Source organism: Rhodoferax sp. SPJ21, assembly GCF_058216335.1.
The window spans coordinates 399,024-419,662 of record NZ_JBYZMO010000003.1; the positions used below are offsets into that span (position 1 = coordinate 399,024).

Here is a 20,639-nt window from a genome sequence, read left to right on the forward strand (position 1 = left end):
CATGGCCGAGGGCATGGAAGGCAGGCTGCTGCGCACCTGGCGCACGCGCGGGGCGCTGGCCTGGCTGCTGTGGCCGCTGTCACTGCTGTACGGTCTGCTGCATTCCTTGCGCAAGCTGCTGTACCGCACGGGCTGGCTCAGCACCGGTGGTGTGCCGGTGCCGGTCATCGTGGTCGGCAACGTGGTCGCTGGCGGCTCGGGCAAAACCCCGGTGGTGATGGCCTTGGCCCAGCACTGGAAGTCGCGTGGCATTGCAGTAGGCGTGGTGTCCCGTGGCTACGGCCGCAGCACCGACGATTGCCGAGAGGTACTGCCCGATAGCCCCGCCGCCGAGGTGGGCGACGAGCCCGCCCTGGTGCGCCGCAGCTGCCAGGTGCCGGTGTTCGTAGCGCGCAAACGCCTAGATGCGGCCCAGGCCCTGCTGGCGGCCTACCCCCAGACCCAGCTGATACTTTGCGACGACGGTCTGCAGCATTACGCGCTGCAGCGCGATCTGGAAATCTGCATTTTTGACGACCGTGGCGTGGGCAACGGCTTTCTGCTGCCCGCCGGGCCGCTGCGCGAAGCCTGGCCGCGCCATGTGGATCTCGTGCTGCACACCGGCCAGTACCCGGCCTTTGCCGGCTTTCGGGCGCAGCGCAGGCTCGCCGACTATGCGCTGCAGGCCGACGGCACGCGGCGCCCGCTGTCCAGCCTGCAGGCCACCCCCCTGCATGCCGTGGCCGCCATTGCCCAGCCAGACCATTTTTTCGCCATGCTGCGGGCGGCTGGCCTGCAGCTGTCACAGACCCAGGCTTTGCCAGATCACTACAATTTTGATAGCTGGCAGCGCACGGATCACCTGCGCGAAACCGTTATTTGTACCGAAAAAGATGCAGTCAAACTATGGCGCTACCAGCCGGACGCACTGGCTGTACCCTTGGTGCTGGAGCTGGACGCCGGCTTTCTGGCTGCGCTCGACCAACGGGTCGATCCCTGGCTATCATCGCCCCCTGCACGCACTTCTGCGCTTACCTAATACCGACCGAGATTCCCCATGGATAGCAAACTTCTGGAGCTGCTGGTCTGCCCCGTCACCAAGGGCCCGCTGCAATACGCCCGCGAAAAGCAAGAGCTGGTCTCGCGCAGTGCCCGCCTGGCCTACCCGGTGCGCGACGGCATTCCCATCCTGCTGGAAAACGAAGCCCGCACTTTGAGCGACGAGGAGCTGGGCCTGTGAGCTTCACTGTATTGATCCCGGCCCGCATGGCCTCTACCCGCCTGCCGAACAAGCCCTTGGCGGCTCTGGGCGATGCGCCCATGGTGGTGCGGGTAGCACAGCGCGCCATGCAGTCCCAGGCCCAACGCACCGTGGTGGCCTGCGACAGCCCAGCCATCTTAGCCGCCTGCCAGGCCCATGGCGTGGAAGCCATCCTGACCCGCGACGACCACCCTTCCGGCAGCGACCGCCTGGCCGAAGCTTGCGAACTGCTCGGCCTGACCGACGACGCCATCGTGGTCAACGTACAGGGCGATGAGCCGCTGATCGACCCGGCGCTGATCAACGAAGTCGGCGCCTTGCTGCAGCAGCGCCCCCAGGCCAGCATGGGCACTGCCGCCCATGCCATCACCAGCCTGGCAGACTTCTGCAACCCGAATGTGGTCAAGGTGGTGCTGGACGCCCAGCAGCACGCGCTGTATTTCAGCCGCGCACCCATCGCCTGGTGGCGTGACGGTGCCACGGCAGAGCGCAGCTTCACCGCCCTGCCCGACCCGGCACCGCTGCGCCACATCGGCATCTACGCCTACCGGGTAGGATTTTTGAGGCTGTTTCCAACCCTGCCGCAGGCCCCGATCGAGGTCACCGAAGCCCTTGAACAGCTGCGCGCCATGTGGCACGGCCACCGTATTGCGGTCCATGTGACAGCCCATGCGCCCGGCGCAGGCGTGGACACGCCAGACGACCTGGAACGCGTAAGCAAACTGTACTGAAGCCTCTGGTATCCTCCAGCGCAATGAAGCGTTGCGGCCACCCCGTGTGGCCAGCAGCGCCACGTGGTTTTAAATACTCCGAGGAACTTCCATGAGACTAATTTTGTTGGGTGCACCCGGTGCCGGCAAAGGCACGCAAGCAACTTTTATCTGCCAAAAATACGGCATCCCACAAATCTCTACCGGCGACATGCTGCGCGCAGCCGTCAAGGCAGGCACCCCCCTGGGCCAGCAAGCCGATGCGGTCATGAAGTCCGGCGGCCTGGTCAGCGACGACCTGATCATCAATTTGGTGAAAGAACGCCTGGCCCAGCCCGATTGCGCCAACGGCTGCCTGTTCGACGGCTTCCCCCGCACCCTGCCCCAGGCGGACGCCATGAAGGCCGCCGGCGTGAAGCTGGACTACGTGCTGGAAATCGATGTGCCGTTTGACGCCATCATCGAACGCATGAGTGGCCGCCGCTCGCACCCTGCATCGGGCCGCACCTACCACGTCAAGTTCAACCCGCCCAAGGTCGAAGGCCAGGACGACGTGACCGGCGAACCGCTGATCCAGCGCGACGACGACAAGGAAGAAACCGTGCGCAAGCGCCTGGAGGTGTACAGCGCCCAAACGCGTCCGCTGGTGGATTACTACTCCAGCTGGGCCCGCAACGAACCCAGCCTGGCGCCTAAATACCGCGCCATCAGCGGCACCGGCAGCGTGGACGAAATCACCGCACGGGCTTTTGCCGCACTGGCCAACTGAGCCCCCACGCAGTTTTGCGAAAGGCCGCCAGGCATGCCTGGCGGCCTTTTTTCATACGATGGCCAGCAACGCCAACATCAGCGCAATGCGCGCCTTCGCGGGAGACAGGCCTTGCGCATCGGCAATAGCATCGGCGGGCGTCGCCAGTACCCTGCCAAACACGCAGCGCGTCGCCCGAACCACCGCTACACCTGCCTCCATGGCCCGCAGCAGGGCGGCCTGCAAGTCCACATGCAAAGTGCCATTGCCGGTACCCGCAACCACGATGCCGCGCACCCCCTGGGCCACGAGGGCATCTACCACCAAGCCGCCGGCACCTGCATAGTTCAGGACGATTTCGACACGTGGCCAATCTTCAGAAGCCGATTCCGACATCACTCTATTTTTGATAGCTACTTGTGCAGATACTGCCTGCGCTACAGGCCTATTTTTTACATGGAATTCAGGTACGGTCGGCCAAGGCCGCAGCTGGCGCACCTGCCCCTCTTCCACCAAGCCAACCAGGCCCGCATCGCCAGAAGAAAACGCATCCACCTTGTAGCTATGTACCTTTTGCACATCCAGCGCGCTGTGGATGTTGCCGGCGCACACGGCCACCACCCCATGGGCTCCTGGCGTTGACGCCACCACGACGGCATCCAGCAGGTTCTGCGGCCCATCCGGCACCAAGGCGGTGGCCGGGCGCATGGCGCAGGTCAGCACCACCGGCTTGGCTGGCAGCAGCACCGCCTGCAGAAAATACGCCGTCTCTTCCAGCGTATCAGTGCCGTGGGTGATGACGATGCCTGCCACGTCAGCCTGCTCCAGCCAGTAGGCGCAGCGCCGTGCCAGTTGCTGCCACAGGGCAAAGCCCATGTCCTTGCTGTCCACCTGTGCCACCTGCTCGGCCACGAACTCCACACCGGCGCCCTGGAAGGCCGCCACCGGCCCCAGCAGCTGCTCCACGCCCACCTCGCCAGCGGTGTAACCAATGTTGTCACCGGCACTGGTGGCGCGGCCGGCAATCGTGCCGCCAGTGCCCAGCACCACGATCTTGGCCGGGCTGGAACCCGCCGCGTTTGTATTTACCGCCATGGCTTGCAAACTTTCAAAAACTGGTTAAAAATACAGGTACTGGATATTAAAACAGCCATCTAAACCGCTATCCACACCGCCACGTACCGGAGTCACCCATGGATCTGCCCACGTTCACCTCGAACTTGTCCGCCAAACTCACCGCCCGCCAGCAGCAGATTCTGGACCTGATCCAGTCCGCCATCGCCCGCACCGGCGCCCCCCCCACCCGGGCCGAAATCGCCAGCACCCTTGGCTTCAAGTCGGCCAATGCCGCCGAAGAACATTTGCAGGCCCTGGCCCGCAAAGGCGCCATCGAACTGGTCAGTGGCACCTCCCGCGGCATCCGGCTCAAGACCGACACTCTGCGCTCCATCAATGAATCACGCTTCCAGCACACACTCAGCCAATTAGCCCTGCCACTGATTGGCCGTGTCGCTGCCGGCTCCCCGATTTTGGCGCAGGAACACATCGACCAAACCTACCATGTGGAAAGCAGCATGTTCCGCTACAAGCCCGACTACCTTCTCAAGGTGCGCGGCATGTCCATGCGCGACATCGGCATCCTGGACGGCGACCTGCTCGCCGTGCAGTCTGCCAACGACGCCAAAAACGGCCAGATCATCGTTGCCCGCCTTGGCGATGAAGTCACCGTCAAGCGCTTCCGCCGCACCCAGGAACTGATCGAGCTGCTACCCGAAAACCCCGACTACTCCACCATCGTGGTCGCACCAGGTGAAAACTTCGCTATCGAAGGCCTGGCCGTGGGGCTGATACGTAATACCTTGCTGAACTGATTCAGCCGCATCGTCTGCCAGGTTAGCCCTGCTCCGCACGCCAACCTGTTCCGTGTCCATCGCCAAACAAGCTGAGGGAGTTTCATATGGGAATCGCATCGTTTTCGTCTATTGACCTGCTGGGTTCGTTCCAGGGCCTGGTCGGCTGGTTCACTGCAAGCAGCAGCTCCCGGCGCATGCCATATACCGGGGCGGCATCACGTACCAATGCCTGCGCGCCCTACACCGCCACAGGTGCCCTGCGCCCTGCCGCCTATCCACAAACCGCACCACAGCGGCCACTGCGCGTACTCCGTGTCATGGACGCACAGCAGTCTGGCATAGGCCGCATGCGCATTTCTGGTCGCATGGCCGATGTCTGCGCCGAGCTGGACCGCCTGGCCGCCCTGGAAGCCGCGCCTCGGGCGGGTGCCCTGCTGCAGTAAAAGCGCCGCTTTTAGGGCCTCACCAGCCCGGCTTTGACAGGCCGCCAATGCTGGATGGTCTTTGCGCCAAGGCACAATGCGGGGATGAACATCGTGATCCTCGACGACTACCAAGACGCGGTGCGCAAACTAGATTGCGCCACCAAGCTGGAACCCTATGCAGCCAAGGTCTACACCAACACCGTCAAAGGCCTGGGCCAGCTCTCCGTCCGACTCAAAGATGCCGACATCATTGTGCTGATCCGCGAGCGCACGCAACTCAACCGCCAACTGATCGAGAAGCTGCCACGCCTGAAGCTGATTGCCCAAACCGGCCGCATCGGCGCCCATGTGGATGTAGCCGCCTGTACCGAACGCGGCATTGCTGTGGCCGAAGGTGTGGGCTCACCCACAGCGCCAGCCGAGCTGACCTGGGCACTGATCATGGCCTCCACCCGCCGTCTACCAAACTACATCAGCAACCTGAAGCACGGCGTCTGGCAGCAGTCAGGGCTGAAAACCGCTTCCATGCCACCCAATTTCGGCATGGGCACCCTGCTCAAGGGCAAGACCATGGGTATTTGGGGCTATGGCCGCATTGGCCAGATCGTCACTGGCTACGCACGCGCATTTGGCATGCGGGTGCTGGTCTGGGGCCGCGACACTTCACGCGCACGCGCGCTGACCGATGGCGTGGAAGTAACGTCGAGTAAAGAAGACCTGTTCATGCAGTCGGACGTGCTGTCCCTGCACCTGCGTTTGAACGACGAAACCCGGGGCATCGTCACGCTAGAAGACCTTTCGCGCATGAAACCTACATCCCTGCTGGTGAACACCTCGCGCGCCGAACTGATCGAGCCCGATGCCCTGCTGGCCGGCCTGAACCGGGGCCACCCCGGTATGGCCGCCGTGGACGTATTTGAGAGCGAGCCAATTCTGCAGGGCCACGCGCTGCTGCGGCTGGAGAACTGCATCTGCACGCCACATATCGGCTATGTGGAGCAAAACAGCTATGAGATGTACTTCAACGCCGCGTTTGACAACGTGCTGAACTTCATCAAGGGTACGCCGACCAATATCGTCAACCCCGGTGCTTTGCAGGTGCGCCGCTAAGCCGCAGCTCACCCATCCATCAAAAAAGGCCTGACGCTATTTGATTTATAGCGTCAGGCCCTTTTTTCTGGGCAAGAGCACTGAAGCTCTTGTCCGCCATCCGATAGGCTTATTTGTTCTTCGGCGCGATCTTGGCTTCGACCTGTGGATCAAAGAGATCGAACTCCAGCAAATGGCTGTTCGGTGCAGCAGGAGTCGGTGCCACCGAAGGCGGTGGCAGCGTAGGCGCGGGCTCATCGTCGATCACAAAATCCAGGCTGGGCAAAGCCGAATCTTGAGGCTCCTGAGGCTCCTGGGTATCTGGAGCCACGGGCCGCTGCTCCATGGCCGCCAGTTCGGAGTTGGAGAAGTCCAGATCCAAGTCCAAGTCAAGATCCAGGTCCACCGGCGCTTTCTCGACCGCAGCCTCTTCCGTGTCATCCGGCACATCGTCCAAGGTCGCCACAGCCGACTCCTGCATCAACAGCATGGGCTGGGTGAAAGTGGTTTCGCGCAGCCCAGCCTCGCCATCAACCATCGAAGATTTCAGGCCTGGCTCCAGCTGTTGGCGCCCGCTGATACGGCCGCCACGCTCCGAAGAAACACCATCCACAGCCAGCGGTGCAACACCCTTGCGAACCACACTCTTGGCCATGGCGTACAACAATAGCAACTCGCGGTAGGCCGCGAGGTCGAAGGGCTTGATCGGAGCTGCGGCCGGGTCGCGGAAGAGGCAGGACTCAATAAAGTCCAAAACCTTGGGGCTTTCCCACAGGGTTTCGATGCTGCGCAGGACGGCGGGATAAGCTTCCAGCGCACGCCCCTCATCCGCATACGACTCGAACGCAGGTACATGGCCGTTGAAGATGCGGTTGAACGCATCGCGCTGGTGGTTGAACTCGCTCTTGCGGCCCAGCGAGTGGAATATCTTCAGCAGCTCCAGGTAGGCAAGTGGGTTGACTTCGATGTTTTCATCGACGTTCTTGCGCAGCACCTCAATCGCCTGGTCATATTGGCCCAGGGACACAAAGAACTCGGCATGCTGTTGCACATCCAGAAAATCTTCGGGGTACTGGCCACGCACAGGCTCAGACGTCACACGCTGACGTAGCGTGGGCGCTTGCACCGGCGGCACGGGCGGCGCCGTCATGGCATTCAGCCGCTGCAGATCGGCTACCAAGGACTCATCTACCTCGGTGTCCTGGTTTGCGCCGGGCAAAGTGTTGGGCGGTGGTTGTACCGTCAGCGGGGCGGCACGGCTAGGAGTTGCCAGGTGTTCAACCTCTTCGGCGCTGAGCTCGCCATGGTGGGCCCAATCGGTTCCGCCGCCTGAGCGTGGCGACTTGCGCGCGCGGTTCCAGAAAAAGCCCGCAGCAGCCACAGCGGCTGCCAGCAGACCAGCCAGGGTATAGACCAGGCCGTCGTCGGAGCGGCTGTTTTCCAGCCGCTCCAAGCGCAGCTTGAAGTCCGCTTCATTCTTGGCCAGCAGGGCTTTGAGCGCCTTGGATTCAGCCTCCAGACTGAGCAGCCTTTGCTTCTCTTCCGGTTTATCCGCAGGCAAATGGTTCAGCTCGCGCCATGCTGCGGCGGCCTCAGCCCGTTTTTGTGCATTTTCCTCAGGAGCCACCACCATATCCGTTGCAGGCTTCAGCTGGACCACGCGTTCGTCGGGGGTCTCGGTGGCCTCTAGCTTCAAATGCGGCTTGTTGTCTGGTGTTTCGGCCTTGACGACCGGCTTGGGTGCGGGCGGCGCTTCTTTGGCAACGACGGGCTTCGGCGCCGCCTCCACTTTCGGGGCCGCCACGGCCTGGGGCACATTGGCCGGGTTTGGCGTAGCACGCACACGCGCCGGACGGGGCGCAGGAGCCGGAGTGCGGGCCTGCACAGGTGCAGGCGCATCGGGGGCCGGTGATGGAGCGGCCGCCGGAGGACTGGTAACCGCTGCCGCGATGATGGTGGGCACGGCCGCAGAACGCGTCTCTACTGGGAAATCTGTCAAAAAATCGTAGCGGCGGGAAGTTTTTTGGCTGCACAGCGATCGCAGCACCACGCCAACCACGGGTTCGTCTACCGCCGCAGATGAACGCACGCGCACCACGGCGTCCTGCGTTTGCGAGCCAGCAACCAGAATCACGCGTACCCGGTTGGGGTCCACCCGGGTCTCCGCGTGGAACACCTCGGCCTCGAAGCAATTGCTCGCGCTGTCATCCGCAGAGTCCAAACGCACGTCTATCGCCAAGTCCAGTGGCTGACCCAATACGACGGCGCCTCTTGCACGTCCCAGCGACAAGGCGGAACTACCAAAAGCGGCGACGAGAAGGGTCGAACCTAGGAGGGTGTTACGTAATTTCACTGCGATTTGATGACGTTTTTTTAATACAGATAGACCATACCATTAGAGGGCGCGACTGGTAACAATTTTAAGCATCGAAATTATGGCCTTAACAACCCCCATTTAAGGCATATCCGGCGCCCTGCGAGACCGCAGAACCATATTAGCCAGCTTTTTTAAACCCCGGGTAACAACCCGCAAACGCGGCAGATAAGCGCGGCGCGACAATCCAGGATTCAGCCGCCAGGAAAATAAGAGACCATGGACGAACCCATACTGACCATTGAAGAACGTGCAGCAATCAACACCGGCCGCTGGTTTTCCACGCTCTCACCCTCGCTACGGCACGATATTCTTCGCTGCGCCTACGTCAAACGCTACCAGGACAACGGGCTGATCGCAGCCCGCGGCGACCCGCCAGAGGAGTGGATTGCCTGCGCCAAGGGCGCAGTGCGGGTCAGCTCCACCTCGATCTCGGGCAAGCAGATCACCCTGACCTATATGGAGCCTGGCACCTGGTTTGGCGACGTGGCCATCTTCGACGGCGACCGCCGCACCCATGACGCCTATGCGCACGGCGACACCACGCTACTGTGCGTGGCCAAGGCCGACTTCCAAAAAATACTGGGCCAGCACACCGAGCTGTATGAAGCGCTGCTGCGACTGCACTCGCGGCGCATCCGCCAGCTATTTGGCCTGGTGGAAGACCTGAACACCCTGCCCTTGCGCGCCCGGCTGGCCAAACAGTTGCTGCACCTGGTGCGCAGCTACGGCATTCCCAACCTGGCCAATGCCAACGAGGTGCGCATCAGCCTGCAGCTGGCTCAGGAAGAGCTGGCGCAGTTGCTAGGTGCGTCACGCCAGCGCGTAAACCAGGAGCTCAAGTCCATGGAGCGCGACGAGGTGATACGCATCGAGCCCTCGGGCCTGATGGTGCGGGACCGTGCAGCGCTGCTGCGCATCATTGAGTCCGACGGCTGAGCTAGCCGCAGAGCCGATTCAGCGGTACTGCGCTCCATCCGCCACCAAGGTCTGCGCCGATATGCAGGCTTGCTGGAACAGCTTGCAGACATGCTCCAGCACAGCCAGGTCAGCGTTGCCGTACTCCATGCGCAGTTCCAGCCGCCCGTGATGCAGGCGCAGGATGAACGGCGTCATCTGCTGCACGGCCGGCGTAGGCCAGTCCATCAACAGGGGGAGCAAGGGGCCCTCCAGCCACTGCTGGGCCTGGGCCCGGGTTTCCGCCACGATGGCGTAGCGGTCCCAGAATTCCAGGGGGGCGCTGCTCCAGCCGACCTGGTCGTAGAGCGCCAGCCAGCGCGCCTCCTCGGGGAGATCGGTGTCCACCATGGTCTGCACGCCGTGCGTTACCTGCTCAAAGGCGCGCTGCTCCAACGCTTCTTTCAGGGGCCGATTGATCAGCATGATGGCGATTCCGGGGTCCAGAGAAACGTCCGCGCGTACGCGCAACTCGGTGCCGACGATAAAGTCTCTGTCAGTCTGCAAGCGCTGCAAGCGCCACTCGTAGCCACCGACTTTGCCAGCCAAGGCAAAATTTCCAGCAATCTCCGAGGGCTCAAAAACAAAGCCCCGCGCAGCAGCCCAGGCCTCGATCTGGTCCAACTCGCCGCCGCCCTGTACGGCCTCAGACGCGAGGGCGATCCATTTTTTTATGCGGCCAAACATGCCATTGCGCTTTCGCCTAAAGTTGATCGCCCCAGCGCTTCGCGCAGCGAAACGATATACGGTTGCGGGCCAGTGGGTGCACAGCGCCAAGAGACGAAGAAAAGCGCGGCATCTTGTTCAACAAGATCCAATATCCCCGTCCAGGCAGCGAGAAAGCTATAATTTATATAGCTACCAACGCAGATAATACCTGCGCCGCAGGCAGTTTTGATAAGAATCTGGAAGATATTGGGAAGCGGTGTGTGATGGTCTACCCGACAGGGATCGAACCTGTGACCCTCAGCTTAGAAGGCTGATGCTCTATCCAACTGAGCTACGGGTAGAAGCTTAAGATTCTAACCTTACGCCTTTGCGGCACTTTACCGGCCAGCTCCGCTTGAAAAGACTTCTATGCCATCCATCCACGGACATATCCTGACCCCTGAAGGTTTCGTCAGCGGCCACATCCACTTCGGCGCAGACGGCCGCATTGCCCAGCTGACCGGTACGGCGGTAGACGCGGCACAAGTACGCAATGGCAGCCTGCCGCTGGTGCTACCCGGCTTCATCGACCTGCATGTGCACGGTGGCGCGGGCCACGACATCATGGAAGGCGGCGACGCGGCTCTGCACGTAGCCACGCTGCACGCACGCCACGGCACGACCAGCCTGCTGGCCACCACGATGACCGCACCGCAGAGCGATCTGGACATGGCCTTTGCCGCCATGGGCCGGCTGTGTGCGCAGCGCGCACCCAACGCCGCGCGCGTGCTGGGCGTGCATCTGGAGGGCCCGTACATCAGCGAGGCGCGCCTGGGCGCGCAGCCACCGTTCGCCCGCCCCGCGAGCTTTGAAGAAATACACCGCCTGCACGCCATCGCGCCCATCCGCCTCATCACGCTGGCGCCCGAGGTGGGCGGCAACGACGCCCTCATCGCGCAGTTGGTGGCCGAAGGCTTCAAAGTGCAACTGGGCCACACCACGGGCAGCTACGAGCAAGGTGTGGCCGCGCTGCGCTGCGGCGCCACGGGCTTCACGCACTTGTTCAACGCCATGTCGGCCCTGCACCACCGCGAGCCCGGCATGGTGGGCGCGGCGCTGGCCCATGCCGAGTTTGCCGAGGTGATCCCGGACCTGCTGCACGTGCACCCCGGCGCCATCCACACCGCGCTGCGCGCCATTCCCAAGCTCTACTGCGTGACCGACTCCACGTCGGCCGCCGGCATGCCCGACGGCGATTACAAGCTGGGCCGCCACACGGTCACCAAATGCATGGGCGGTGTACGCCTGCCTGACGGCACGCTGGCAGGCTCGGTACTCAGCATGGACCAGGCCCTGCGCAACCTGGTGGACAAGCTGGGGCTGGACCTGGCGGATGCGTCGCACCGCGTGTCCACCTATGCAGCCGACCACATGGGCTGGACTGACCGGGGCCGCTTGCAGCCTGGCGCCTGGGCCGATGTGGTGGTGCTGGACCGCGACCTGGCCTTGCAGGCGGTCTACGTCGAAGGTGGGTCGATCAGCCTGTGCTGAAACTGCTACGTCTTTTATAGCTACTCGCGCAGGTAACATCTGCACCAGAGGCTTATTTCTTATAAATTTTCGCTGCAGGCTTGCCGCTACTCCGTCTGCACAGCGGGCAGCAGCACGGTCACCACCAGGCCGCACTCCGCGTGGTTGTGCAGGCGGATTTCGCCGCCGTGCGCCAGGATGATGTTGCGCGCAATGCCCAGGCCCAGGCCGGTGCCGGTGCGGTTGTTCTGCTGGCCGTGGCCCAGGCGCACATGCGGCTCAAACGCGGCAGACATAGAGGCCTGCGCGATGCCCGGGCCAAAGTCACGCACCTCCACCACCGCCAAGGCGCCCCGGTCGCTCAGGCGCATTTGCACCCGTTCACCGTAGAGCACAGCGTTGTCCAGCAGGTTGCTGAAAGCCCGCTCCAGCGCCAGCGGCTTGCCCTGCACACTCACAGCATCGGCCACGAACTCGATACTGGCATTCGGGTGGATGGGCCGCTTGGCCAGGCGCGCCAGCAAGGTGTCCAGCCGCACGGGCGTCAGGTTTTCGTGGATGTCGGTGTCTTTCACGCTTTGCAGCGCAGCCTTGACCATCACGTCCAGGTCGTCCAGGTCTTCGTGGAAATCGGCTTGCAGGGCCTCGTCGTCCAGCAACTCGGTGCGCAGCTTGAGCCGCATGATGGGCGTCTTCAAGCCGTGCGAGATGCCCAGAAACAGGCGCTCGCGGTCCACCAGGTAGCGCTGGATACGGGCCTGCATCTCGTTGAAGGCGCGCGCGGTGCGGCGCAGCTCGGCAGTGCCGGTTTCGGGCACAGGCTCGGGTGCGCTGTCGCTGCCGAAGGCATTGGCGGCGGATGCAATACGGTTCAGCGGGTGGATCAGGCCACGCACCAGCAAGACGGCCAGCAGCAGCACCGTTAGCAAGGTCACCAGCTGCAGCGCGACCCGGTCGGCGGTGAGCGGGTTGGCGTTATCCAGAAAGTACGGGTCGGGCATGGGCGCGGCCAGGTACAGCCAGCGCCCCGGCTCAAACTCGGCCTGTATCACCAGCACCGGCGCCGGGCGCGGGCGTATCAGCAAAGTGGCTTCGACCCAGGACTCGGGCAGGTCGCGCACCATGCGGCCGTCGTCAGACACTTGCAATCCATCCGGCCAGGCGAAGGCCACGTCGGGCGCCTGGGCGGTGTGCAGGTTGCGCATCAGGTCGTCGCGCACCACGTCCACCACCGCATCCACCAGGCCATTGCCGGCAATCGGCGTCAGCGGCACGCGGGCACGGTTTACGTTGACGAAGAAGCGGGTGCCGCCCATGGTGCGCAGCTGCTCGATCAAAATGGGCCGGTACTTGGGCGGCAGGTCGCGGAAGAAGCGCAAAGCGCCCGCCGCATTCAAGGCCAGGTGCCGGCCCGCCACTAGGGCCTCGGTGCGTGCGCTCTCGCGCAGCTGGCGCGCCCACAGCAGCGTGCCTACCAGCTGCGCGCTGCCTACGCCCAGGGCCATCACCAGCACGATGCGGCCCAGCAGGCTGTCGGGCAGCCTCCAGTGCAGGCGTTTAGCCATCGCTGGCGGGCACCACGTCGGCAGAGAACACGTAGCCGCTGCCACGCACCGTCTTGATCAGCAGGGGCTGCTTGCCATCGTCGTGCAGGCGCTGGCGCAGGCGGCTGATCTGCACGTCCAGCGAGCGGTCCAGCGGGCCCAGGTCGCGGCCCCGGGTTTGCTCCATCAGCCGGCCACGGTCCAGGGTTTCACCGGCATGCTCGGCGAAGAAGCGCAGCAGGTTGAAGTCCATGCTGGTCAGCACCACCAGGGCGCCGGCCGGGTCGGTCAGCTGGCGCTCCAGCAGGTCCATGGTGAAGCCCGCAAAGCGCAGATAACGCAGTGCCGCCCCGCCCCCGCCCAGCTGCATGCGCCGGTGGATGGCCTTGATGCGGGCCAGCAGTTCGCGCGGGTTGTACGGTTTGGCGATGTAGTCGTCGGCGCCCAGCTCCAGGCCGACGATGCGGTCTGTGTCGTCAGCGCTGGCGGTCAGCATGATGATGGGCACGGGCGACTGCTTGCGCACGGTCTGGCACAGCGTGAAGCCGTCGGTGTCGGGCAGCATCACGTCCAGAATCACCAGGCTCAGCTCATCTTTGAAGCGCTCAAATTCGGCCAGAAAGCTGGCACCGTCATGCGCCACGCGCACCTCGTACTGGTGCTTCTCCAGGTAAGTCTTGAGCAGGTTGCGGGTTTTTTGGTCGTCGTCCACGACCAGGATGGTTCTGTTCATAGCTCAGTTTCAACGTTCGGCACTGGGTGCACGGATCACGGCGGCTAGCCGGCGCTGGGCCTCAGCGGGCTCCATGCGCGCGTCGGCCAGGAAACGCCACAGGGTTTGGGCGACCGCGTCTTTGATGGACTCGTCGGCCGCCATGCGGTGCGCCAGGCTGGGCACACGGGCGCTGCGCGGGTCGGCAAAAGTGTCCCAGGAGTCGCGCGCGCAGCTGTCCAGGCTGCTGATGTCGATATCGCGGTGCGTGGGCACCGAGCCCTTGATACGGTTGTAGGCCAGCTGCGCTGGCAGGCTGGAGACCAGCTCGGCCACCTTCTCCTGCGTGGCCTCACGGTGCCGCGCGTTCACCAGCATGGCCAGGGTGTCGATGCTGTAGAGGTGCATGTTCTCGGTGCCGGGCACGACCACGCAGCCAAAATCCTTCACAGGGCTGGCGCCCCAGGCCATCAGCTCGCCCTTGGCCCAGTCGCCCATGACCATCATGCCCACATTGCCCAACAACAACTGACGGGCTGCGTCGGTCCAGGGTTGCTCGCGCGGGGTGTCGCCATTCACGGCACGCAGCCAGCGCAGGCGGTTCAGCGCACGCTCTACGCGCGGGTCTAGCCAGGCGCTGCTTTTGCGCTGCACGATCAGGTCGCGGTACAGCGCCGGGCCGACCTCGCCCAGCAATACGGACTCGAACACCGTGGCGATCTGCCAGGGCTCGTCGCTCCAGGCCAGCGGCTTGATGCCGGAAGCCTGCAGCTTGCGCGCCAGGATCTCAAACTCGGCCCAGCTGCGGGGTGGCACCAGGCCCAGGCGGGTGAAGATGCGGCGGTTGTACAGCAAGGTGTTGATGCGGTGTATGCCCAGTGGCGCCGCAATCACATCGCCCTGGTAGCTCACCAGTTCCATCACCGTGGGAAACAGGGTTTGCGCCCAGCGCTGGCGGGTGGCGACAGCATTCAGGGGCAGTACCAAGCCCACGTCGGCCCAGTCGGTCAAGGTGGTGCCTATCAGCTGGGCCACGTCCGGCGGGTCGCCCAGCAGCACCCGGCTTTTCAGCACCTTGACCGCCGCCATGCCACCTCCGCCAGGAATTGCGGCATCGCGCCACTGCACGCCGTTGGCCGCCAGGTACTGGCTGAGCAGGTTGGCCGCCCGGCGCTCGCTGGCCGAGGTCAACCAGTGCAAGACGTCCACCGGCTGGGGCTGGGCTTGCGCCTGCACTGCCGGCAGCCCAGCCAGCCAGCCGGCCAGACCCAAGACGAACAAGGCGAATACTTTCATTTCCTGTCGAAATGTAATGTTATGTGAGCCCAGCGCCCGCCAGGTCGCCCCAGCCACCCAGGCGAAGCGTACCGCAACGTAATAAAGCGTAATGCAACGGAATGGAAGGCGAAATAAACATAAACAAAATCAACAACTTAAACAGTAAGTTACGCGAATGTGGGCGGTTTGATGTTACGGACATCACAGCATAACCTCCGGGCTACTGTGCACCCAGACATCCCGTCCGTAGTGGCAGTCAGCCTCAACCAACGACCAGGAGAACACCCCCCATGCGCTACCAACTCCGCCTTGCCGCCACCGCCGTGGCTCTTGTTTGCAGCGGCCTTGCCAGTGCCGGCAGCCTCACCATCGAGAGTTGGCGTGTCGACGACAAGGCCTTGTGGGAAGAAGTTTTGTTGCCCGCCTTCAACAAGACCAACCCCAACATCACCGTCAAGTTTTCGCCCACCTCGCCACCCGAATACGACTCTGCCCTGAACACCCGCCTGACCGCAGGCACCGCCGGCGACCTGATCACCTGCCGCCCGTTCGACGTGTCGCTGGACCTGGCCAAGAAAGGTTTTCTGGAAAAGCTCAATGGCACTCCGGGCCTGAAGAACTTTCCCGAGTCGGCCCAAGTGGCCTGGCAGTCGGACGATGGCAAGAGCACCCACTGCATGCCCATGGCATCCGTCATCCACGGTTTCTTCTACAACAAAAAGGTGTTTGCCGACCTGGGCCTGAGCGTGCCCGTGACCGAGGCCGACTTCTTCACCGCACTGGACAAGATCAAGGCCGCCGGCAAGGTCACACCGCTGGCCCTGGGCACCGCCGACCAGTGGGAAACCAACCAGATCGTCTTCACCGGCATTGGCCCGAACCACTGGAAGGGTGAAGAAGGCCGCAAGGGCATCATCAGCGGCAAGAAGAAGTTCACCGACCCCGAATTCGTCAGCACCTGGGAAACCATGGCCAAGTGGGCACCCTATATGTCCAAGGGCTACCAGGCGCAGACCTATGGCGACTCGCAAAACCTGTTCGGCTCTGGCCGCGCTGCCATCTACCCTACCGGCTCGTGGGACATCTCGTACTTTGAGCAAAACAGCAAAGTCGATTTCGGCGCCTTCAAGCCACCGGTGCAAAAAGCCGGCGACCCCTGCTACATCTCGGACCACACCGACATCGGCATGGGCATCAACAGCAAGAGCAAAAACAAGGCCGACGCCCAGGTGTTCCTGAACTGGCTGGCCAGCAAGGAGTTTGCCGACCTGTACACCAACAAGGCCACCGGCTTCTTCTCGCTGTCCAGCCACGCGATCGAGGTGAAGAACCCGGTCGCCAAGGAAATGATCAGCTGGCGCAGCCAGTGCAAGAGCACCATCCGCCTGAACGCACAGATCATGAACCGAGGCACCCCCAGCATGGAAAACGAGCTGTGGAACGTGAGCTCGCAGGTCATGAACCTAAAGATGGCGCCCAAAGACGCCGCGCAGCAAATCCAGACCGGATTTGCCAAGTGGTACACGCCAGGCAAGTAAAGCGCCCAATCCCCGTTCGCGTTGAGCCTGTCGAAACGCCCCTTCGAGAGGGCTTCGACGAGCTCAGCCCGAGCGGGGCTTGATGCCCCTTCCGCTTCTTTCTCCGACCAACAAGGTCTCCCATGAAACAAGGATTTTCCTGGCGGGTGCTGGTGTTTATTACGCCCGCCTTGCTGATCTACGCCATCTTCAGCGCCCTGCCGTTGATCGATACATTACGCCTGGGCCTCTACAGCACCAATGAAACCGGTGTGCGCAGCTTCTCCGGCCTGGCCAACTACAGCACCATCTTGCAAGACCCGCAGTGGTCGGCCAGCTTCTGGAACGCCATGCAGAACAACCTGAAGTTCTTCGGCATCCACATGCTGTTGCAGAACCCGATTGGCCTGCTGCTGGCCGCACTGCTGTCGCTGCGCAATGTGCGCTTTGCGGCCTTCTACCGCACGGTATTCTTTCTGCCGACGCTGCTGTCGGTGGTGATCGTCGGCTTTGTCTGGCAGCTGATTTTGTCGCCGCTGTGGGGCGTGTCCGAGCACCTGCTGTCGCTGGTCGGGCTGCAGGACTGGTTCGCACCCTGGCTGGGGCTGGAGTCGTCAGCCCTGGTCACGCTGTCGCTAATGTCGGTATGGCAGTACGTGGGCATTCCCATGATGCTGATATACGCCGCGATGATCGCCATCCCAGAAGACGTAATCGAAGCTGCCGTGGTCGAAGGTGCCTCGCCCTGGCGCATCTTCTGGCAGATACGCCTGCCGCTGATTTTGCCAACCCTGGGCCTGGTCACCATCCTGACCTTTGTGGCCAACTTCAATGCGTTTGACCTGATCTACACCGTCAAAGGCGGGCTGGCCGGGCCCAACTACAGCAGCGACATTCTGGGCACGCTGTTCTACCGCACCTTCTTCGGCTACCAGTCGCAGGTGGCCAGCGCCACCATGGGTGCGGCCGTGGCCACGCTGATGTTCCTGGTGATTCTGCTGGGCGTGGCGGCTTACTTTCTGCTGGTACAGCGCCGCCTGCAGCGCTTCGCCCTGTGAGGAAATGATGGCTAAACCTATGATGAAAGTCGCCCCCAGCCGTGTCTTTGTGCATGCCGCCCTGCTGGGCTACCTGGTGCTGGCCTTGGCGCCCATACTGCTGGTGTTCATGAACTCCTTCAAGGAACGCGGCGCCATATTTGACGACCCGCTGGCCTGGCCCACGCCGGAGACCTTTTCACTGATCGGCTACCACAAGGTGCTGGCCCGCTCGGACGTATGGCTGTACTTTGGCAACAGCTTCATCGTCACCGTGGCGTCGCTGTTTTTCATCCTGCTGCTGGGCTCCATGGCGGCCTGGGGCCTGACCGAATACCGCTTCAAAGGCAGCCGCTGGCTGCGCCTGTTCTTTGCCTTCGGCATCATGGTGCCGATACGCCTGGGCACGGTGTCCATACTGCAAACCATGGTCAGCCTGGGCCTGGTGAACACCCTCACCGCCCTGGTGCTGGTGTACGTGGCCCAGGGCCTGCCGCTGGCCATCATGATCCTGTCGGAATTCATGGGCCAGGTGCCGGGCGAGCTGAAAGACGCTGCGCGCTGCGACGGCATTGACGAGTTCCGCATCTTCTTCCAGGTGGTGGTGCCGCTGATACGCCCGGCGATTGCCACGGTGGCGGTATTCACCATGGTGCCGATCTGGAACGACCTGTGGTTCCCGCTGATCCTGGCGCCCTCGGAAAAGACCCAGACCATCACCCTGGGCATACAACAGTTCGTGGGCCAGTACGCCACCGACTGGAATGCCGTGCTGGCCGCGCTGGCCCTGGCCATCGTGCCGGTCGTCGTGCTCTACGCCCTGTTTTCCCGTCAACTGATACGCGGCATTACCGCCGGCGCAGTCAAGTAACCCGTTAAAAAACCATGGCAAAAGTTTCCATCCAAAACGTCTCCAAATCCTTCGGCAGCACGCCCGTGCTGCAGGACGTTAGCCTCGACATCGAACACGGTGAACTGGTAGTGCTGGTCGGCCCCAGTGGCTGCGGCAAGTCCACCCTGCTGCGCGTGCTGTGCGGCCTGGAAGACATTGACAGCGGCACGCTGCGCATTGGCGACGACGTGGTCACCCACCTGCCCCCGGCCGAGCGCGGCATCGCCATGGTGTTCCAAAGCTATGCGCTGTATCCGCACATGACGGTGTACCGCAACATGGCTTTCGGTCTGAAGATCCATGGCGCCGACAAGGCCGAAATTGAGCGCCGGGTGGTGGAGGCCGCCAAGGTACTGCACATAGACCACCTGCTGCAGCGCCTGCCACGCGAACTGTCTGGCGGCCAGCGCCAGCGCGTAGCCATTGGCCGCGCCATCGTGCGCGAGCCGCGTCTGTTCCTGTTCGACGAACCGCTCTCCAACCTGGACGCCGCCCTGCGCGCCAAGACCCGCATCGAACTGGCCCGCCTGCACCGCGACCTGGCGGCCACCATGGTCTACGTGACGCACGACCAGATCGAAGCCATGACCCTGGGCGACAAGATCGTGGTGCTGCATGAAGGCCGGGTGCAGCAGGCCGGCACGCCGCTGTCGCTGTACCAGCAGCCGGCCAACCGCTTTGTGGCCACCTTTATAGGTTCGCCCACCATCAACCTGCTGCCGGCGCGCGTCATCGAGCTGGCGGAGAACGGCGTGCGCGTGCAACTGGGCAATGGCTGCAAATTCCTTGCCACGGTGGACAACACCGGGCTGCAGGTGGGCGAATCGGTAGAAATCGGCCTGCGGCCCGAGCACTGCGAAATCCTCTCTGGCGAGCGTGCACCGGGTGTAGACGATGCCGCACTGGACGCCGAGATCAGCCTGGTGGAACACCTGGGCGAATCCAACTTGCTGTACCTGAAGACCGACGACGGCCAGGAACTGGTGGTGCGCGGCGACGGCAATGCCCTGGTGCGCCTGGGCGACTCCGTCATCGTGCGCGCCTCGCCCGAAGCCATGTACCTGTTCCGCGCCGACGGCAGCGCCTGCCCACGCCTGCGCCCCGGCAATATGCGATCGGCCCACACGGTATGACGCAGCCGCCCCCCATAGTCACACGCACAAACCTGCCCGCACACATCCACTACCTGGTGGGCGTGGACGGCGGCGGTAGCAGCACCCGCGCCCGCCTGACCCTGCGCGACGGTACGCTACTGGGCGAAGGCAAGGCTGGCGCGTCCGGCTTGATGCAAGGCATACCCCAGGCCTGGCAGAACATCACGCTGGCGATTGAACGGGCCGCGCAAGCCAGCACGCTGGGCGAGCAGCCCCTACCCGACCTGCACAACTGCGCGCTGGGCATAGGCATTGCGGGCTACAACCACACCGGCTGGCGCTCGGCCTTTCTGGCGGCCAACCCGGGCTACGCCCATCTGGCGGCGGATTCCGATGTATTCACCGCCCTGCTGGGGGCGTACCAGGGCCAACCTGGCGCCTTGGTCATCGCCGGCACCGGCACCGTGGCCCAGGCCCAGCATGCGGACGGCCGGCGCTCTGGGGCCGGTGGCTGGGGCTTTCCGTCGGGTGACGAAGGCGGCGGCGCCGTGCTGGGCCTGCGCGCGGTCAACCGGACACAGCAGGCGCTGGACGGCCGCTGCCCGCCCAGCCCGCTCACCCACGCCGTACTGCAAGCCGCAGGCCCGTCTGCCGAGGCCTTGCTGGTCTGGTGCTGTGCCGCAGGCCAGGCCGAATTCGCCACGCTCGCGCCCCTGGTGTTCGACTGCGCGGCGCAAGATACTTTTGCTGCGCAACTGCTGGACGAAGCCGTCCACACGCTGGAGCGCCTGGCGCTGTCGGTAGACCCGGCGGGCCAATTACCGCTGGCCATCTGGGGCAGCGTAGGCCAGCGCTTGGCGCCGCGCCTGCCAGCCTATCTGCATGCGCGGCTGGTGCAGCCCCAGGCCGATGCGCTGCAAGGCGCGCTGCAGCTGCTGGCCATGCATTTCGTCTCCTGATCTTCCTAGTTCCACTTCTTCGGCCCAACAAG

The 20,639-nt window shown here is 63.4% G+C and carries 20 protein-coding genes and 1 tRNA gene; 14 read left to right on the forward strand and 7 right to left on the reverse strand.

From position 1 onward, the window contains the following. Window position 1 precedes the first annotated feature (1 nt). From lpxK to adk, 4 genes are all read left to right on the forward strand, one after another. A complete protein-coding gene (gene lpxK / locus AC4BBN_RS17150; RefSeq protein ID WP_490593208.1) occupies window positions 2-1,018 on the forward strand; it encodes a tetraacyldisaccharide 4'-kinase in 1,017 nt (338 codons plus the stop codon). A gap of 18 nt (window positions 1,019-1,036) precedes the next feature. After that, entirely contained in the window at window positions 1,037-1,219 is a 183-nt protein-coding gene (locus AC4BBN_RS17155; RefSeq protein WP_490593209.1) for a Trm112 family protein, read from the forward strand. Then, a complete protein-coding gene (gene kdsB, locus AC4BBN_RS17160) occupies window positions 1,216-1,971 on the forward strand; it encodes a 3-deoxy-manno-octulosonate cytidylyltransferase (RefSeq protein ID WP_490593210.1) in 756 nt (251 codons plus the stop codon). The genes AC4BBN_RS17155 and kdsB overlap by 4 nt, the downstream gene beginning before the upstream one ends. 91 nt (window positions 1,972-2,062) lie before the next feature. Beyond that, entirely contained in the window at window positions 2,063-2,719 is a 657-nt protein-coding gene (gene adk, locus AC4BBN_RS17165) for an adenylate kinase (RefSeq protein ID WP_490593211.1), read from the forward strand. 51 nt (window positions 2,720-2,770) lie between these two features. Here the strand turns inward: adk and AC4BBN_RS17170 are convergent, their stop codons facing one another. After that, window positions 2,771-3,793: an asparaginase gene (locus tag AC4BBN_RS17170; RefSeq protein WP_490593212.1), complete on the reverse strand. Its 1,023-nt coding sequence runs from the start codon at window positions 3,791-3,793 to the stop codon at window positions 2,771-2,773. A gap of 98 nt (window positions 3,794-3,891) precedes the next feature. Here AC4BBN_RS17170 and lexA point away from each other — a divergent pair, with 98 nt between their 5' ends. From lexA to AC4BBN_RS17185, 3 genes are all read left to right on the forward strand, one after another. Next, a complete protein-coding gene (lexA, locus tag AC4BBN_RS17175) occupies window positions 3,892-4,569 on the forward strand; it encodes a transcriptional repressor LexA (protein WP_490593213.1) in 678 nt (225 codons plus the stop codon). A gap of 86 nt (window positions 4,570-4,655) precedes the next feature. Further along, window positions 4,656-4,994, forward strand: coding sequence for a hypothetical protein (locus tag AC4BBN_RS17180; RefSeq protein ID WP_490593214.1), 339 nt, complete (start codon window positions 4,656-4,658; stop codon window positions 4,992-4,994). Between the two features lie 84 nt (window positions 4,995-5,078). Next, on the forward strand, window positions 5,079-6,086 hold the full coding sequence (locus AC4BBN_RS17185) for a D-2-hydroxyacid dehydrogenase family protein (RefSeq protein ID WP_490593215.1): 1,008 nt from the start codon (window positions 5,079-5,081) through the stop codon (window positions 6,084-6,086). A 109-nt stretch (window positions 6,087-6,195) separates the two neighbouring features. On the opposite strand, the gene AC4BBN_RS17190 is transcribed toward AC4BBN_RS17185, so the two are convergent. Beyond that, complete coding sequence (locus tag AC4BBN_RS17190; RefSeq protein WP_490593216.1) at window positions 6,196-8,355, reverse strand: hypothetical protein; 2,160 nt, start codon at window positions 8,353-8,355, stop codon at window positions 6,196-6,198. Window positions 8,356-8,658: 303 nt separating this feature from the next. Between AC4BBN_RS17190 and AC4BBN_RS17195 the strand changes: the two genes are divergently transcribed. Then, the gene (locus tag AC4BBN_RS17195) at window positions 8,659-9,378 is read left to right on the forward strand and encodes a Crp/Fnr family transcriptional regulator (protein ID WP_490593217.1); all 720 of its coding nucleotides are present in this window, start codon (window positions 8,659-8,661) and stop codon (window positions 9,376-9,378) included. Between the two features lie 18 nt (window positions 9,379-9,396). Here AC4BBN_RS17195 and AC4BBN_RS17200 read toward each other — a convergent pair whose 3' ends face one another. Together AC4BBN_RS17200 and AC4BBN_RS17205 are read right to left on the reverse strand one after the other, a co-directional pair. After that, window positions 9,397-10,083: a hypothetical protein gene (locus AC4BBN_RS17200; RefSeq protein ID WP_490593218.1), complete on the reverse strand. Its 687-nt coding sequence runs from the start codon at window positions 10,081-10,083 to the stop codon at window positions 9,397-9,399. 246 nt (window positions 10,084-10,329) lie between these two features. Further along, window positions 10,330-10,406: transfer RNA gene (locus tag AC4BBN_RS17205), tRNA-Arg, on the reverse strand. 67 nt (window positions 10,407-10,473) lie between these two features. Between AC4BBN_RS17205 and nagA the strand changes: the two genes are divergently transcribed. Continuing rightward, window positions 10,474-11,595 carry an N-acetylglucosamine-6-phosphate deacetylase gene (gene nagA / locus AC4BBN_RS17210; RefSeq protein WP_490593219.1) on the forward strand — a complete coding sequence of 374 codons (1,122 nt, stop codon included), beginning with the start codon at window positions 10,474-10,476 and terminating at the stop codon, window positions 11,593-11,595. Between the two features lie 86 nt (window positions 11,596-11,681). Here nagA and AC4BBN_RS17215 read toward each other — a convergent pair whose 3' ends face one another. From AC4BBN_RS17215 to AC4BBN_RS17225, 3 genes are read right to left on the reverse strand one after another with little or no spacing between them, the layout of a single operon-like run. Continuing rightward, entirely contained in the window at window positions 11,682-13,139 is a 1,458-nt protein-coding gene (locus tag AC4BBN_RS17215; RefSeq protein ID WP_490593220.1) for an ATP-binding protein, read from the reverse strand. Beyond that, on the reverse strand, window positions 13,132-13,851 hold the full coding sequence (locus AC4BBN_RS17220) for a response regulator (RefSeq protein ID WP_490593221.1): 720 nt from the start codon (window positions 13,849-13,851) through the stop codon (window positions 13,132-13,134). The genes AC4BBN_RS17215 and AC4BBN_RS17220 overlap by 8 nt, the downstream gene beginning before the upstream one ends. Window positions 13,852-13,860: 9 nt before the next feature. Continuing rightward, window positions 13,861-15,126 carry an ABC transporter substrate-binding protein gene (locus tag AC4BBN_RS17225; RefSeq protein ID WP_490593222.1) on the reverse strand — a complete coding sequence of 422 codons (1,266 nt, stop codon included), beginning with the start codon at window positions 15,124-15,126 and terminating at the stop codon, window positions 13,861-13,863. A gap of 272 nt (window positions 15,127-15,398) precedes the next feature. On the opposite strand from AC4BBN_RS17225, the gene AC4BBN_RS17230 reads away from it, so the two are divergent. The 5 genes from AC4BBN_RS17230 to AC4BBN_RS17250 all read left to right on the forward strand — a co-directional run bounded on the left by AC4BBN_RS17230 (window position 15,399) and on the right by AC4BBN_RS17250 (window position 20,607). Continuing rightward, complete coding sequence (locus AC4BBN_RS17230; protein WP_490593223.1) at window positions 15,399-16,646, forward strand: ABC transporter substrate-binding protein; 1,248 nt, start codon at window positions 15,399-15,401, stop codon at window positions 16,644-16,646. A 122-nt stretch (window positions 16,647-16,768) separates the two neighbouring features. After that, entirely contained in the window at window positions 16,769-17,683 is a 915-nt protein-coding gene (locus AC4BBN_RS17235) for a carbohydrate ABC transporter permease (RefSeq protein ID WP_490593224.1), read from the forward strand. 19 nt (window positions 17,684-17,702) lie between these two features. After that, entirely contained in the window at window positions 17,703-18,533 is an 831-nt protein-coding gene (locus AC4BBN_RS17240) for a carbohydrate ABC transporter permease (RefSeq protein WP_490593225.1), read from the forward strand. Between the two features lie 14 nt (window positions 18,534-18,547). Then, window positions 18,548-19,687, forward strand: coding sequence for an ABC transporter ATP-binding protein (locus tag AC4BBN_RS17245; protein WP_490593226.1), 1,140 nt, complete (start codon window positions 18,548-18,550; stop codon window positions 19,685-19,687). Beyond that, on the forward strand, window positions 19,684-20,607 hold the full coding sequence (locus AC4BBN_RS17250) for a glucosamine kinase nucleotide-binding domain-containing protein (protein WP_490593227.1): 924 nt from the start codon (window positions 19,684-19,686) through the stop codon (window positions 20,605-20,607). Before AC4BBN_RS17245 ends, AC4BBN_RS17250 begins: the two co-directional genes overlap by 4 nt. Window positions 20,608-20,639 lie beyond the last annotated feature (32 nt).

Excerpts from the sequence above, each read along its gene's own strand:
- lpxK (WP_490593208.1), top strand. The coding sequence starts at position 2 with ATGGCCGAGGGCATGGAAGGCAGGCTGCTGCGCACCTGGCGCACGCGC.
- AC4BBN_RS17155 (WP_490593209.1), top strand. The coding sequence starts at position 1,037 with ATGGATAGCAAACTTCTGGAGCTGCTGGTCTGCCCCGTCACCAAGGGC.
- adk (WP_490593211.1), top strand. The coding sequence starts at position 2,063 with ATGAGACTAATTTTGTTGGGTGCACCCGGTGCCGGCAAAGGCACGCAA.
- AC4BBN_RS17170 (WP_490593212.1), bottom strand. The coding sequence starts at position 3,793 with ATGGCGGTAAATACAAACGCGGCGGGTTCCAGCCCGGCCAAGATCGTG.
- lexA (WP_490593213.1), top strand. The coding sequence starts at position 3,892 with ATGGATCTGCCCACGTTCACCTCGAACTTGTCCGCCAAACTCACCGCC.
- AC4BBN_RS17180 (WP_490593214.1), top strand. The coding sequence starts at position 4,656 with ATGGGAATCGCATCGTTTTCGTCTATTGACCTGCTGGGTTCGTTCCAG.
- AC4BBN_RS17185 (WP_490593215.1), top strand. The coding sequence starts at position 5,079 with ATGAACATCGTGATCCTCGACGACTACCAAGACGCGGTGCGCAAACTA.
- AC4BBN_RS17195 (WP_490593217.1), top strand. The coding sequence starts at position 8,659 with ATGGACGAACCCATACTGACCATTGAAGAACGTGCAGCAATCAACACC.
- AC4BBN_RS17200 (WP_490593218.1), bottom strand. The coding sequence starts at position 10,083 with ATGTTTGGCCGCATAAAAAAATGGATCGCCCTCGCGTCTGAGGCCGTA.
- nagA (WP_490593219.1), top strand. The coding sequence starts at position 10,474 with ATGCCATCCATCCACGGACATATCCTGACCCCTGAAGGTTTCGTCAGC.
- AC4BBN_RS17215 (WP_490593220.1), bottom strand. The coding sequence starts at position 13,139 with ATGGCTAAACGCCTGCACTGGAGGCTGCCCGACAGCCTGCTGGGCCGC.
- AC4BBN_RS17220 (WP_490593221.1), bottom strand. The coding sequence starts at position 13,851 with ATGAACAGAACCATCCTGGTCGTGGACGACGACCAAAAAACCCGCAAC.
- AC4BBN_RS17225 (WP_490593222.1), bottom strand. The coding sequence starts at position 15,126 with ATGAAAGTATTCGCCTTGTTCGTCTTGGGTCTGGCCGGCTGGCTGGCT.
- AC4BBN_RS17230 (WP_490593223.1), top strand. The coding sequence starts at position 15,399 with ATGCGCTACCAACTCCGCCTTGCCGCCACCGCCGTGGCTCTTGTTTGC.
- AC4BBN_RS17235 (WP_490593224.1), top strand. The coding sequence starts at position 16,769 with ATGAAACAAGGATTTTCCTGGCGGGTGCTGGTGTTTATTACGCCCGCC.
- AC4BBN_RS17240 (WP_490593225.1), top strand. The coding sequence starts at position 17,703 with ATGATGAAAGTCGCCCCCAGCCGTGTCTTTGTGCATGCCGCCCTGCTG.
- AC4BBN_RS17245 (WP_490593226.1), top strand. The coding sequence starts at position 18,548 with ATGGCAAAAGTTTCCATCCAAAACGTCTCCAAATCCTTCGGCAGCACG.
- AC4BBN_RS17250 (WP_490593227.1), top strand. The coding sequence starts at position 19,684 with ATGACGCAGCCGCCCCCCATAGTCACACGCACAAACCTGCCCGCACAC.